The organism is Pseudomonas sp. M2(2023) (assembly GCF_030263955.1).
Taxonomy (GTDB): Bacteria; Pseudomonadota; Gammaproteobacteria; order Pseudomonadales; family Pseudomonadaceae; genus Aquipseudomonas; species Aquipseudomonas asiatica.
On the sequence record NZ_CP127114.1, the window covers coordinates 5,352,746 to 5,366,070 of the forward strand.

A 13,325-nucleotide genomic window follows, 5' to 3' on the forward strand; every position below is an offset into this window, starting at 1 on the left:
CGCCTGGCATCACCCTCGCCATTTTTTCTCCGGGATACAGGTTTACGCAGATGAGCAAGACTTCTCTCGACAAGAGCAAGATCCGGTTCCTTCTTCTTGAAGGTGTGCACCAGAACGCGGTCGATACCCTCAAGGCCGCCGGCTACACCAACATCGAATACCTCACTGGTTCGCTGCCGGAAGCCGAGCTGAAGGAAAAGATCGCCGATGCCCACTTCATCGGTATCCGTTCGCGCACCCAGCTGACCGAAGAGATCTTCGACTGCGCCAAGAAACTGGTCGCTGTTGGCTGCTTCTGCATCGGCACCAACCAGGTCGACCTGGAAGCTGCCCGCGAGCGCGGTATCGCCGTGTTCAACGCGCCATATTCCAACACCCGTTCGGTAGCCGAACTGGTACTGGCCGAAGCCATCCTGCTGCTGCGCGGCATCCCCGAGAAGAACGCTTCCTGCCACCGTGGCGGCTGGATCAAGAGCGCGGCCAATTCCTTCGAAATCCGCGGCAAGAAGCTGGGTATCGTCGGTTACGGCTCGATCGGCACCCAGCTGTCGGTCCTGGCCGAGAACATGGGCATGCAGGTGTATTTCTACGACCCGCTGACCAAGCTGCCACTGGGCAACGCCGTGCAGGTCACCAGCCTGCACGAGCTGCTGGGCCTGGCCGACATCGTTTCGCTGCACGTGCCTGAGCTGCCGTCCACCCAGTGGATGATCGGCGAGAAGGAAATCCGCGCGATGAAGAAGGGCGCGATCCTGATCAACGCCGCACGCGGCACCGTGGTCGAGCTGGACCACCTGGCCGCCGCCATCAAGGACCAGCACCTGATCGGCGCCGCCATCGACGTGTTCCCGGTGGAGCCGCGCTCCAACGACGAGCAGTTCGAAAGCCCGCTGCGTGGCCTGGACAACGTGATTCTGACCCCGCACATCGGTGGTTCCACTGCCGAAGCCCAGGCCAACATCGGCCTGGAAGTGGCCGAGAAGCTGGTCAAGTACAGCGACAACGGTACCTCGGTATCCTCGGTCAACTTCCCGGAAGTGGCCCTGCCGGCGCACCCAGGCAAGCACCGTCTGCTGCACATCCACGAAAACATCCCGGGCGTGCTCAGCGAGATCAACAAGGTCTTCGCCGAGAACGGCATCAACATCTCCGGTCAGTTCCTGCAGACCAACGAGAAAGTCGGTTATGTGGTGATCGACGTTGACGCCGAATACTCCGACCTGGCGCAAGAGAAGCTGCAACAGGTCAAGGGCACCATCCGTTCCCGCGTCCTGTTCTAAGTTCGCTGGCGGCATGAAAAAAGGGAGGCCCTGGTGGCCTCCCTTTTTTTGCCTTTGACATTGGTGTCGCCCGCTCCCACAGGGTCCACACCAGCCTTGAAGCCAGTGGTGATCATGTGGGAGCGGGCGAGCCCGCGAAGAACCCGACAACTATTTCACGTCGACAGTAATCTTCTGCGACACGACGCTCGGTTTGAACGGCACGTGGTACTGGTCACCCAGCACCAGCTGCAGGGTGTGCTTGCCTGGGGTCAGGGTAATGCTGGTTTCGGTCTGCGCCTTGCCGAAGTGCAGTACTTGCGGGCCGTCCGGCAACGCGGTGCCGGCCTGTGGCATCAGGCTGGCCGGCAGCGCCATGTCGGCCACCGGCTCTTTATCCACATCCACCAGCAGGTGGTGGTGGCCGGTGTGCGGGGTGTTGTCACCCGCAGGCTTGAGTGCCATGCCCTCGATGCCGAACTTGACGGTGAAGGTTTTGTCGACCGTGGCGCCATCGGCGGGGGAAACGATGAAGACCTTGGCATCCTTGGGCGGCTCCTGGCTCTTCAGGGCATCTGCGGCACTGGCGAACATTGACGCTCCCATCAACAGACCAGCAACGGCAGCACGCGAAAATAGGCTGTTCATTCACTTCTCCTGTGATTCACTTATTGACCGCCGCCAGTATTCCGGTGGCGGCGGTGGTTCACCTTAGTTGATATGTTTACCCAGATGTTCACATCGTCAGGCAGAAATATTTCAATCAGGGTTAAACAATGCCGAGGCTTCAAGGTCATAGGCTGCGCTCGACCACAGCGAGGAAGAAAGCCGTGGCGAAGGTTATTCATCTGCCAAAGAGAAAAGGGGCTTTAATGCGTTCGACCATAGGAGTAATGCTGGCGGTACTGATCACGCCATTGGCTCAGGCCGAGCTGATAGACGAAATTGCCGACCGGGGCGAACTGCGCATTGCCGTACAGGCCGACAACTCGCCGTACGCATTCAAGGAAAACGACCACCTGAGCGGTTTCGAGATCGACTTCGGCCAGGCGCTGGCCAGGGAACTGGACCTGCGCGCCGAGTTCATCGAAGCTCCTGCGGCAGAGGTACTGCCCGGTGTCGAGAGTGGCAAGTACGACATCGCACTGACCCCGTCGAGCGAATCACCCAAAGGTGACAGCCCGCTCGATGTGAGCCTGCCGTTTGGCGAGAAGCAGCTGGTGATCCCGTTCCAGAAGGACAACCCGGCGTTCGAGAGTGCGGTGAACAATGCACTGCAGCGGCTCAAGGACAGCGGGCGGACTGCCGAGCTTGAGCAGAAGTGGTTCAAGGGTGTGCCTGAGACTGCGGCCGGGCAATAGGATTTTTGCTGCCTGTACCGGCCTCTTCGCGGGTGAACCCGCTCCCACAAGTTTCCACAGCCCTCAACGCTTGTGATGTCCCTGTGGAAGGCGGGTTCACCCGCGAAAGGGCCGGAACAGGCTTAAGCTGAAAGCCCGGCCAGAGCCTGCTGTGCCTCGTCCAGCTCCAGCTCGCTGAACACCAGCACCCCCGCCCGCCGCAGCAATGCCGTGGTCACCCCTTCCCCGGCCACCTTCACACCACTGAACGTGCCGTCATAGGTCAACCGGTTGCCACACGAAGGGCTTCCAGCCTTCAGCACGGCCACACGAATGCAATGCCGGTGCACCAACTCCAGCGCCCGTTGCGCCCCAGCCAGGAACTCGGCGCTGACATCATCGCCCGTCACCGTCAGCACCTGCGCGCCACCGTCGAGCACCTCCCCACCCTGCCCGCCCGGTATCTCTGCAGGCGGCCGTGGGGTCGGCAAGCCACCCGCCACTTCCGGGCACAACGGCACCACGCGCCCTTCGGCCTGCCAGCGCTGCAACAGGTCGGGGTGGCCACTGGCGCGGCCGTCATAGCGCACTGGCTGCCCCAGCAGGCAGGCGCTGACCAGCACCTTGGGCACGTCAGAAGGGGTCATTACCACGGCGCCGGAACCAGCCGGTCAACGAAAGCCGCTCACGCCCTGCCGGCAGCACCTCATGGGGCACCTCGCCCGACAGGAACACCACCAGGCAGCCCGCCACCGGCTCGACATCATGCTCGACACCGTCCGCCAGGAACATGCGCAACTGGCCACCGTCCTGCGGCTGCCAGCCTTCATTCAGGTACAGGACTGCCGACACCATGCGCCGGTCATCATCGCGGAAGCGGTCCAGGTGCCGGCGATAGAACGCCCCTGGCGGGTACAAGGCAAAATGGCACTCGAAGTCTTCCAGGCCAAGGAACAGGCCCTGGTTGATGGCCTGGCGCAGCTGGTCCATGGCGCTCAGGTACTGGTCGCAGGCCTCGGCCTGGCCGGGGTCGATCCACTGGATCTGGTCGCCGCGAATGGCCTCGCGCACCTCCTGGGCAGCACCGCGCCCAACCCCTGCAGGGTTGAGTTCGCCTTCGGCATCACGGCGCCGGCACTCGGCCGCGAGCGCGCGCACCAGGTCGGCGGGCAGAAAAAGCGCCTGCTGGGACCAGCCATGGGTGGCCAGATCGTCGACGACGGCCGCAAGCATCGGGTGTTCAGGGGAGATGTGCATGGCGCGCATCATATCCATTAGCCATGCCGGCGCACAGCGCCACTTGGCCGAGAAGCACGCGGATATCTCGACAAACCGGCGCCCGGCCACGGACAATAGCCACCTGCCGACAGGAGTCCTGAATGCGCCGTCTGTTTTCCCTGATTCTGCTGATGATCTGCACCGTGCCTGTCTGGGCAGACAACCTGGATCAACTGTACAAGGCCGCCGGCTGGCCCGACCAGCGCGCCCATTTCAATGATGCCCTGACCGCTGCCCAGGAACGCTACCGCAACAGTTTGCCACCCGCCGTGTACCAGGCGCTGGTAAACAACAGCAACCAGCGCTTCCAGGCCCAGGCGGTGGACCGTCGCGCCCAGGCGCAGCTGCGCGCAACCTTGGCCAACCCGGCACCGGCGCTGGCGTTCTTCCGGTCGCCGCTGGGGCGCAAGGTGGTGGCTGCGGAGCTCAAGGCCACACGCAAGGACGAACTGGCCAGGAATGCCAAGGGCTTGCCGAAGATCCAGGCCAGCGATGATCGCCTGCTGATAATCGGGCATCTGGCCCAGGCCCTGCCGGCGCGCGAAGCCGGTGCCGAAGTGAGCCTGGCCATTGCCGGCGTGGCGGCCGACAGCCTCAGCTCGATGATCCCCGGCCTGTTCGGCGGCGGTCAGGCCCAGAACCTGCTCGACGGCCAGCGCCAGCGCCTGATGGGCCAGATCGGCGAAGACCTCAACAACACCCTGCTGTATGTCTATCGCGACCTGTCCGATGCCGAGCTGGAAGAGTTCGCTACCTTTGCCGAGTCGCCAGACGGCAAGGCTTACTACCAGGCCGCCTTGGCCGCCGTTCGCGCAGGCCTGGCAGTTGGCCAGAGCAGCAGCGACCTTAAGTGATCAGCCCAGGCGCTGGTCGATGAAGTCGAAGTAGCGCTGGCGAATGCCCGGCAGCTCGTTGGCCAGGTGGTGACGGGCCTCGGGCAGCATCAGAATCTGCGGCTCGGCAAACTTGGCCTTGAGTACTTCGAGGTTGTACGGCCAGTCCACTGTGCCATCCGCTTCTCCTTGCACGATCAACGGCCGCCGCGTGCTGCGCGGCGCGGCCTCGATGCGTTTGACCCAGGCAATCAAGGCCCCCACCCAGGCCGTTGGCAGGCGGCGCGGTTGCAGCGGGTCGGCTTCGAGGAACGGCAGGAAGGTCGGGTCATTGGTGTTCTCGCTGAAGCGCCGCTCGATGCCATTCACGAAGTGACGCAACACGCGATAGCTTAGCTTCGACCAGCGCCAGGCACAGGGCCGCACCAGCGGTGCCAACAGGATGACCTGGCCATCGATGGGGCTGCGCGCGCCTTGGTACAACAGGTGGTCAACGGCGATGGCGCCACCGGTGCTTTGGCCGCACAGGTGCCAAGGGCGCGGCAGTTGCAGCGTGCGCGCCTGTTCGAACAAAGCCTCCAGCACCTGCTGGTAAACCGCGAAATCACTGATGCTGGCCCGCTCGCCGCTGGACAGGCCATGGCCGGGCAGGTCGCAACTGATCACGGCGAAACCCTGTTTGAGCGCCCAATCGATCACATGCCGGTAGAGGCCCATATGGTCGTAATAGCCGTGCAGCAGGAACAGCGTCGCGCTCGGCTGCTCGGGTAGCCAGGCCTGCCCGACCAGCTCGAAGCCTGCGGCCTGGAAGCCGCCCAGCCAGCTGTGGGCCGACAGGTTCAGGCCATAGAAGCGCTGATAGTCCTGCGCCTGTGCCGACAACGGCTGGCGAGCGGTCAGTGGCGCCAGGCTGGTGCGCAGGAGGTCTGGGTGAAAGGCAGCGGGCATCGGGTACATCCACAGTGAAGCAAGTATTGATCTGGGATATTCAGCTCTGGCTGGCGTCGTGGCAAGCTTGCTCACCTTCGAACTTGGAGCGGCCTTGTGTCGCGATAGGGCCGCAAAGCGGCCCCAGCAATATCAGCTTGATGCACACATCCTGGGGGCGCTTCGCACCCCTTTCGCGACACAAGGCCGCTCCAGGATTACGCGATCCTCTGTAGGAGCGGCCCTGTGTCGCGAAAGGGCCGCAAAGCGGCCCCGGCAATCACACGGCATTGCGCGGTAGCAACAGCCCCAAAGGCAACCGTACCCGCGCCTCGATCCCGCCACCAGAGCGATTGCGCAACTCCACATTCCCACCATGCTGCGCCGCGATCCGCTTGACGATCGCCAGCCCCAGCCCGGTGCCCTTGCCCCCCCGGGCCCGGTCACCACGAATGAACGGGTTGAAGATGGTCTCCAGCTCCGACTCGTCGATCCCCGTCCCGCGGTCCAGCACGCTCAGCACCACATACGGCGCACTCTCGTCGCCCGACACATAGGCGGCCACCTCGACCCCTTTGCCGGCGTGGTGCAGGGCGTTGCCGATCAGGTTGCCCAGCATGCGCTTGAGCGAAACCCGGCGCAGCGGGAACGGTGGGATCGGCTCCAGGCACAACCGCACCCGTTCTTCCGGCTGGTTGTACGGCGCCACCACTTCGCGCACCAGGTCGGCCAGGTCAACCTCCTCAACCGGCTCGTCACGCCCATCGCGGATAAAGGCCAGGAACTGGTCGAGGATCGCGTCCATGTCCTCGATATCGCGGACCATGTCGTCACTCAGTTCGCTGTCGCTGTCCAGCAACGACAACGACAGGCGCAGGCGCGTCAGCGGTGTGCGCAGGTCGTGGGAAACCCCGGCCAGCATCAGCTCGCGCTCGCGCCCGGCCTGCTCGACATCCTCGGCCATCTGGTTGAAGGCCTTGTACACCTCGGTCATCTCGCTGGGCGTATCGCTGATCGGCAGGCGCACGCTGCGCCCCTGGCCCAGCTGCCGGGCGGCGAACACCAGGCGCTTGAGCGGCTGGTTCAGCTGGCGCACGAAGATCCAGGCCGAAGCTGTGGACAACAGGCCGATGGCCAGGAACCAACCCAGCACGTTCCAGATCTTCTGCCCACGCAGCGGGTGCGGGTACAGCGGTACCTTCAACCAGCCCGGCCCCAGGCTTGGCGCATTGACCCATAACGCCGGCGGCGCATGAATGCGCAGCCGTACCTCGGTGTCTTCACCCAACTCGGCCTGCATCTGCCGTTGGTAGATTTCGCTGTAGGGCCAGTGCTGCTCACCCTCGGGCACGCCCGAGCCGGTAACCCGGATAAGGCCTGCCGCTTCGGCGATCTTGTCGCGGTTTTCTTCGTCGGCCGCCCAATAAGCGCGCAGGGTCAGCGCAACACCGTGGCTGTACTGACGGTCGACCAACACGTCCTCGTTCATCAACAGGTAGACCAGGGTCAACGCCTTGGAGAACAGGACGACGATCAACACCAGCCACAGGGTGCGGGCGAAGAAACTTTGCGGAAACCAGAGCGGTGTTTTCATCGACGGCGCGGCATCATTTACCGGCGTTTCCGTCCGGCACGAACACGTAGCCCACGCCCCACACGGTCTGGATATAACGCGGCTTGGACGGGTCCGGCTCGATCATGCGGCGCAGACGCGAAATCTGCACGTCGATGGAGCGTTCCAGCGCATCCCATTCGCGGCCACGCGCCAGGTTCATCAGCTTGTCGCGGGTCAGCGGCTCGCGTGCGTGCATCACCAGCGCCTTGAGCACGGCGAATTCGCCGGTAGTGAGCATGTGCACTTCGTCGCCACGCTTGAGTTCGCGGGTGGCCAGCGACAGCTCGTAGTCGCCGAAGGTGACCGACTCGTCTTCGCTACCCGGCGCACCCGGCACGCTCGGTGCCTGGCGGCGCAGCACGGCCTTGACCCGGGCCATCAGCTCGTCCGGGTTGAACGGCTTGCCCAGGTAGTCGTCTGCGCCCAGCTCCAAGCCCTTGATACGGCTGAGCTCGTCACCCTTGGCGGTGAGCATGATGATCGGGATCTGGTTGTTCTGCTGGCGCAGGCGCTTGCACGCCGACAGGCCATCCTCGCCGGGCAGCATCAGGTCGAGCACCACCAGGTTGAACACCTCACGCTGCAGCAGGCGGTCCATCTGCTCGGTGTTGGGCACCGCACGGGCACGGTAGCCCTTGCTGGTGAAGAAACGTTCCAGCAGGCTGCTCAGCCCCGGGTCGTCGTCGACGATGAGAATCTTGTCACCTTCAGCGGTGTTTGGCGTGCCGGTCATGAATAACTCCTCTGATATCGCCGCGCATTATGGCGTAGCCATTGCTGCACGTTGCGTGAGCATTGTTAGCAGATTTTTCCCCCGGCGCCAGTTCCGGCTGGCCGGGCGCCATCACCGCAAGCCGTTTGCGATGGGTATAATGCGCGGCTTTCATCCAGCGCCGCCGGGCGACAGGCCCACAGGCGACCCCCGTATTCACAAATGTCAGGTGGTTTACATGGACAGCATCAACAGCCGTATCGCCGAGGAACTGGGCGTACGCCCCCAGCAGGTCGAGGCGGCCGTGGGCCTGTTGGACGAAGGCTCGACCGTGCCCTTCATCGCCCGCTACCGCAAGGAAGTGACCGGTAGCCTGGACGACACCCAGCTGCGCCATCTGGAAGAGCGCCTGCGCTACCTGCGCGAACTCGACGAGCGCCGTGCCAGCATCCTGGCCAGCATCGAGGAGCAGGGCAAGCTGACCCCGGAACTGGCCCGCGAGATCAAGCTGGCCGATACCAAGACCCGCCTCGAAGACCTGTACCTGCCGTACAAGCAGAAGCGCCGCACCAAGGGCCAGATCGCCCTGGAAGCCGGCCTCGGCGAGCTGGCCGACGGCCTGTTCAACAACCCAGACCTTGCCCCGGAAAGCGAAGCCGCACGCTTCGTCAACGCCGACAAGGGCGTGGCCGACGTCAAGGCCGCGCTGGAAGGCGCCAAATACATCCTCATGGAGCGCTTCGCCGAAGACGCCGCCCTGCTCGACAAGCTGCGCAGCTTCCTCAAGCAGGAGTCGGTGCTCAGCGCCCGCGTCGTGCCTGGCAAGGAAGAGGAAGGCGCCAAGTTCCGCGACTACTTCGCCCATGACGAACTGCTGCGCAACGCCCCGTCGCACCGCGCCCTGGCAATTTTCCGCGGGCGTAACGAAGGCGTGCTGAGCGCCTCGCTGAAAGTCGGCGAAGAACTGCCCGGCACCCTGCACCCGTGCGAACTGATGATCGGCAACCACGTCGGCATCGAGAACCGCAACCGCCCGGCCGACAAGTGGCTGGGCGAAGTGGTGCGCTGGACCTGGAAGGTCAAGCTGTACACCCACCTGGAAACCGACCTGTTCGGCGAGCTGCGCGACAACGCCGAAGGCGAGGCGATCAATGTGTTCGCCCACAACCTGCACGACCTGCTGCTGGCCGCCCCGGCCGGCCCGCGCGCCACCCTGGGCTTCGACCCGGGCCTGCGTACCGGCTGCAAGATCGCTGTGGTCGATGCCACAGGCAAGTTGCTGGACCACACCACGGTCTACCCGCACGCGCCGAAAAACGACTGGGACCGCACCATTTCGATCATGGCTGCGCTGTGCGCCAAGCACTCGGTGGAGCTGATCGCCATCGGTAACGGCACCGCCAGCCGCGAAAGCGACAAGCTGGTGGCGGAGCTGGTCAAGAAGTACCCAGCGCTGAAGATCACCAAGATCATGGTTTCCGAGGCCGGCGCTTCGGTGTATTCCGCATCGGAACTGGCCGCCCGCGAATTCCCGGACCTGGACGTGTCGATCCGTGGCGCCGTGTCGATTGCCCGCCGCCTGCAGGACCCGCTGGCCGAGCTGGTGAAGATCGACCCGAAATCCATCGGTGTCGGCCAGTACCAGCATGACGTGTCTCAACTGAAACTGGCGCGCGGCCTGGACGCCGTGGTCGAGGACTGCGTGAACGCCGTGGGCGTGGACGTCAACACCGCCTCGGTGGCCCTGCTGACGCGCATCTCCGGCCTTAACGCTACCCTGGCGCAGAACATCGTCGCCCACCGCGATGCCAACGGCCCGTTCGCCACTCGCGCGGCACTGAAAAAGGTCAGCCGCCTGGGTGAGAAAACCTTTGAACAAGCCGCCGGCTTCCTGCGTGTGATGAACGGCGACAACCCGCTGGATGCCTCTGCGGTGCACCCCGAGGCCTACCCGCTGGTGCAACGGATTGCCGCCGATACCGGCCGTGACATCCGCTCGCTGATCGGTGACAGCAGCTTCCTCAAGCGCCTGGACCCGAAGAAATTTACCGATGAAACCTTCGGCCTGCCGACCGTCACCGACATCCTGCAGGAACTAGACAAGCCTGGCCGCGACCCACGCCCCGAATTCAAGACCGCCACCTTCCAGGACGGCGTCGAAGACCTCAAGGACCTGGAACCGGGCATGATCCTCGAAGGCGTGGTGACCAACGTCACCAACTTCGGCGCCTTCGTCGACATCGGCGTGCACCAGGACGGCCTGGTGCACATTTCGGCGCTGTCGGAGAAGTTCATCAAGGACCCGCGTGAAGCGGTCAAGGCCGGCGACGTGGTCAAGGTCAAGGTCATGGAAGTGGACATCCCGCGCAAGCGTGTCGGCCTGTCCATGCGCATGAGCGACACCCCTGGCGAGAAGGTGGACGGCAACCGCGGTGGTAACCGTGGCAATGGCGGCAACCGCCAGCAGCAGGCGCCGCGCCAGCGCGAAACCGCCACTGCGGCACCGGCCAACAACGCCATGGCCGCCCTGTTCGCCAACGCCAAGCAGCTGAAGAAGAAGTGATGGACGTTCCACGCGAATACGTCGAAAGCGCCTTCAGCCAGCTCCTCGGCTGCCGCCTGCAACGCCTGGAAACAGGTGTTGCCGAGGTAGCCCTGGCGCTCGAGCCACACTTGCGCAACCGTGGCCAGAAGCTGCACGGCGGGGCGATCTTCAGCCTGGTGGACATCGCCATGGGCCTGGCCTGCTCGGCCAGCCATGGCTTCGACCAGCAAAGCGTCACCATCGAGTGCAAGATCAACTACATGCGCGCCGTCAGTGACGGCGAGGTGCTGTGCACCGCCCGTGTGCTTCACGCCGGGCGGCGCACCCTGGTGGTCGACGCCGACGTAGTTCAGGGCGACAAGCTGGTGGCGAAAGCGCAAGGAACCTTCGCGGTTCTCTAGCTCACCAAGCATTATCTGCGGTATTTTCAGCAGTGCGCTGGCACTGCTGGATCCGCGTTAACCAGGCGACAACGCCAGTTCCTTTCTTCCTACCCTTGTAGACCGTTATCTCTACCCCCATATTGGGGCGACTGACGCGTGAAGGAATACATCTTGAGCGACCTCCTCAACCGCCGCCTGAGCCTGCTCGGCGCCAATCTTCCCCTGCTCAAGCAGTGCCTGCACGGTATTGAGCGCGAATGTCTGCGCGTGACCGACGAAGGTCGCCTGGCCCAGACCCCGCATCCGCAAGCCCTGGGATCGGCGCTGACCAACGAGCAGATCACCACCGATTATTCCGAGTCGCTGCTGGAGTTCATCACCCCGGCCCTTCCCGACCCGGCCAAGGTGCTGGAAAGCCTCGAAGAGACCCACCGTTTCGTCTACAGCAAGCTGGGCGACGAATACCTGTGGAGCCCGTCGATGCCTTGCACGCTGCCGGCCGAGGAGGACATCCCGATCGCCGAGTACGGCAGCTCGAACATCGGTAAGCTCAAGCATGTCTACCGCAAGGGCCTGGCCCTGCGCTACGGCCGCACCATGCAGTGCATCGCCGGTATCCATTACAACTTCTCGCTGCCCGAAGCGCTGTGGCCGTTGCTGCGCTCCGCAGAAGGCGGCAGAGAAAGCGACCGCGACTACCAGTCGTCGGCCTATATCGCGCTGATCCGTAATTTCCGCCGCTACAGCTGGCTGCTGATGTACTTGTTCGGCGCCTCGCCGGCCCTGGACAAAGGCTTCCTGCGTGGTCGCCCGCACCAGCTCGAAGAGCTGGACGCCGAAACCCTGTACCTGCCCTACGCCACCAGCCTGCGCATGAGCGACCTGGGCTACCAGAGCAACGCCCAGGCCGGCCTCACGCCGTGCTACAACAACCTGGCCAGCTACACCGACAGCCTGCGCAAGGCGGTGGGCACGCCCTACCCGCCTTACGTCGAAGTCGGCACGCACGTGGATGGCGAGTGGGTACAGCTGAACACCAACATCCTGCAGATCGAAAACGAGTACTACTCGAACATTCGCCCCAAGCGCGTCACCTACACCGGCGAGCGGCCGATCCAGGCCCTGACCTCGCGCGGCGTGCAGTACGTGGAAGTGCGTTGCCTGGACATCAACCCGTTCCTGCCGGTGGGCATCGACCTGACCGAGGCGCGCTTCCTCGACGCGTTCCTGCTGTTCTGCGCGCTGGAAGACAGCCCGCAACTGGACAACGGCGAATGCGGCCAGTGCACCAACAACTTCCTGACCGTGGTCAAGGAAGGCCGGCGCCCGGGCCTGGAACTGCGCCGCAATGGCCAGCCGATCGGCCTGAAGACCTGGGCCAGCGAGCTGATCGAGCGTATCCGGCCACTGGCCGATCTGCTCGACCAGGCGCAAGGCGGTGCAGAGCACGGCAATGCCCTGGATGCCCAGCAGGCCAAGGTCGACGACGCCTCGCTGACCCCGTCGGCCCAAGTGCTGGCGCGCATGACCGAGCATAACGAAAGCTTCGTCAAGTTCGCCCTGCGCCAGAGCCGCATCCACGCCGAAACCTTCCGCGAGCAGCCACTGCCGGTCGAGCGCCAGCAGGCCTTCGAAACCCTCGCCCGCGACTCGCTGGCCGAGCAGTCGCGCCTGGAACAGCAGGAAGTCGGCGACTTCGACCTGTTCGTCGGCGCCTACCAGGCCAGCATCCTGGCGATCAGCAACTGATGACCCGCACTGCCACCCCGCGCAAGCCGCGCGCCAGCAGCCAGGCCAGGATCGAGGCGATCCTGGCTGCTGCACGCGAGTTGCTGGCCGAGCTGGGGGTGGCGAGCCTGTCGATCTACAGCGTGGCCGAGCGCGCACAGATACCACCGTCGTCGGTGTACCACTTCTTCGCCAGTGTGCCGTCGCTGCTGGAGGCGTTGACGGCCGATGTGCACCGGGCCTTCCGGGAAGCGCTGAGCGCGCCGATCGACAGCAGTGCGTTCAACACCTGGCACGAACTGTCACGGCTGATCGAGCAACGCATGCTGGATATCTACAACGAGGACGCGGCGGCGCGGCAACTGATCCTGGCCCAGCATGGCCTGAGCGAAGTGGTGCAGGCCGACCGGCAGCACGACATGGAACTGGGCGACTTGATGCACAAGTTGTTCGACCAGCACTTTCATCTGCCGGTGATGCCGGCGGATGTGGACGTGTTTGCCCTGGCCATGGAATTGAGTGACCGGGTGTATGCGCGGTCGGTGCAGCTGCATGAGGCGATCACCCCGCGCATGGCCGAGGAAGGCAAGCGAGTGTTCGAGGCGTATCTGGGGTTGTATCTACCGCCATTTCTGGCGAAGCGTTCCAGCTGAGATCATTGGGGCCGCTGTGCGGCCCTTCGCGGGCACGCCCGCTCCCACAGGG

General features: G+C 64.1%; 13 protein-coding genes. 7 read left to right on the top strand and 6 right to left on the bottom strand.

All coding sequences use genetic code 11. The annotated features are described in order from the left end of the window. Positions 1-50: 50 nt before the first annotated feature. A complete protein-coding gene (serA, locus tag QN085_RS24510; protein ID WP_003258542.1) occupies positions 51-1,280 on the top strand; it encodes a phosphoglycerate dehydrogenase in 1,230 nt (409 codons plus the stop codon). Between the two features lie 150 nt (positions 1,281-1,430). Here the strand turns inward: serA and QN085_RS24515 are convergent, their stop codons facing one another. Beyond that, a complete protein-coding gene (locus QN085_RS24515) occupies positions 1,431-1,907 on the bottom strand; it encodes a DUF4399 domain-containing protein (RefSeq protein ID WP_023661367.1) in 477 nt (158 codons plus the stop codon). 224 nt (positions 1,908-2,131) lie between these two features. Between QN085_RS24515 and QN085_RS24520 the strand changes: the two genes are divergently transcribed. Beyond that, positions 2,132-2,620 (top strand): substrate-binding periplasmic protein, encoded by a 489-nt coding sequence (locus QN085_RS24520; RefSeq protein WP_031324545.1) that lies wholly within the window; start codon positions 2,132-2,134, stop codon positions 2,618-2,620. Positions 2,621-2,742: 122 nt separating this feature from the next. Here QN085_RS24520 and QN085_RS24525 read toward each other — a convergent pair whose 3' ends face one another. Together QN085_RS24525 and QN085_RS24530 are read right to left on the bottom strand one after the other, a co-directional pair. Then, positions 2,743-3,246 (bottom strand): 2-thiouracil desulfurase family protein, encoded by a 504-nt coding sequence (locus QN085_RS24525; RefSeq protein ID WP_041506349.1) that lies wholly within the window; start codon positions 3,244-3,246, stop codon positions 2,743-2,745. Continuing rightward, positions 3,233-3,865, bottom strand: a complete 633-nt coding sequence (locus QN085_RS24530) for a 2OG-Fe(II) oxygenase (RefSeq protein WP_024087880.1) — start codon at positions 3,863-3,865, stop codon at positions 3,233-3,235. The genes QN085_RS24525 and QN085_RS24530 overlap by 14 nt, the downstream gene beginning before the upstream one ends. A gap of 113 nt (positions 3,866-3,978) precedes the next feature. On the opposite strand from QN085_RS24530, the gene QN085_RS24535 reads away from it, so the two are divergent. Then, positions 3,979-4,731, top strand: a complete 753-nt coding sequence (locus tag QN085_RS24535; RefSeq protein WP_003258544.1) for a DUF2059 domain-containing protein — start codon at positions 3,979-3,981, stop codon at positions 4,729-4,731. On the opposite strand, the gene bipL is transcribed toward QN085_RS24535, so the two are convergent. The 3 genes from bipL to ompR all read right to left on the bottom strand — a co-directional run bounded on the left by bipL (position 4,732) and on the right by ompR (position 7,985). Further along, a complete protein-coding gene (gene bipL, locus QN085_RS24540) occupies positions 4,732-5,658 on the bottom strand; it encodes a phospholipase BipL (RefSeq protein ID WP_031325369.1) in 927 nt (308 codons plus the stop codon). A gap of 259 nt (positions 5,659-5,917) precedes the next feature. Beyond that, positions 5,918-7,231 carry an ATP-binding protein gene (locus QN085_RS24545; RefSeq protein ID WP_013970454.1) on the bottom strand — a complete coding sequence of 438 codons (1,314 nt, stop codon included), beginning with the start codon at positions 7,229-7,231 and terminating at the stop codon, positions 5,918-5,920. 13 nt (positions 7,232-7,244) lie between these two features. Next, positions 7,245-7,985 (bottom strand): osmolarity response regulator transcription factor OmpR, encoded by a 741-nt coding sequence (gene ompR, locus QN085_RS24550; protein WP_012270052.1) that lies wholly within the window; start codon positions 7,983-7,985, stop codon positions 7,245-7,247. 217 nt (positions 7,986-8,202) lie between these two features. Here ompR and QN085_RS24555 point away from each other — a divergent pair, with 217 nt between their 5' ends. The 4 genes from QN085_RS24555 to QN085_RS24570 all read left to right on the top strand — a co-directional run bounded on the left by QN085_RS24555 (position 8,203) and on the right by QN085_RS24570 (position 13,273). Then, positions 8,203-10,527 (top strand): Tex family protein, encoded by a 2,325-nt coding sequence (locus tag QN085_RS24555; RefSeq protein ID WP_015268601.1) that lies wholly within the window; start codon positions 8,203-8,205, stop codon positions 10,525-10,527. Then, entirely contained in the window at positions 10,527-10,910 is a 384-nt protein-coding gene (locus QN085_RS24560; protein ID WP_003257433.1) for a PaaI family thioesterase, read from the top strand. The genes QN085_RS24555 and QN085_RS24560 overlap by 1 nt, the downstream gene beginning before the upstream one ends. Positions 10,911-11,063: 153 nt before the next feature. Next, complete coding sequence (gene gshA, locus QN085_RS24565; RefSeq protein WP_164842883.1) at positions 11,064-12,641, top strand: glutamate--cysteine ligase; 1,578 nt, start codon at positions 11,064-11,066, stop codon at positions 12,639-12,641. Continuing rightward, positions 12,641-13,273 (top strand): TetR/AcrR family transcriptional regulator, encoded by a 633-nt coding sequence (locus QN085_RS24570; protein ID WP_023661254.1) that lies wholly within the window; start codon positions 12,641-12,643, stop codon positions 13,271-13,273. Before gshA ends, QN085_RS24570 begins: the two co-directional genes overlap by 1 nt. Positions 13,274-13,325 lie beyond the last annotated feature (52 nt).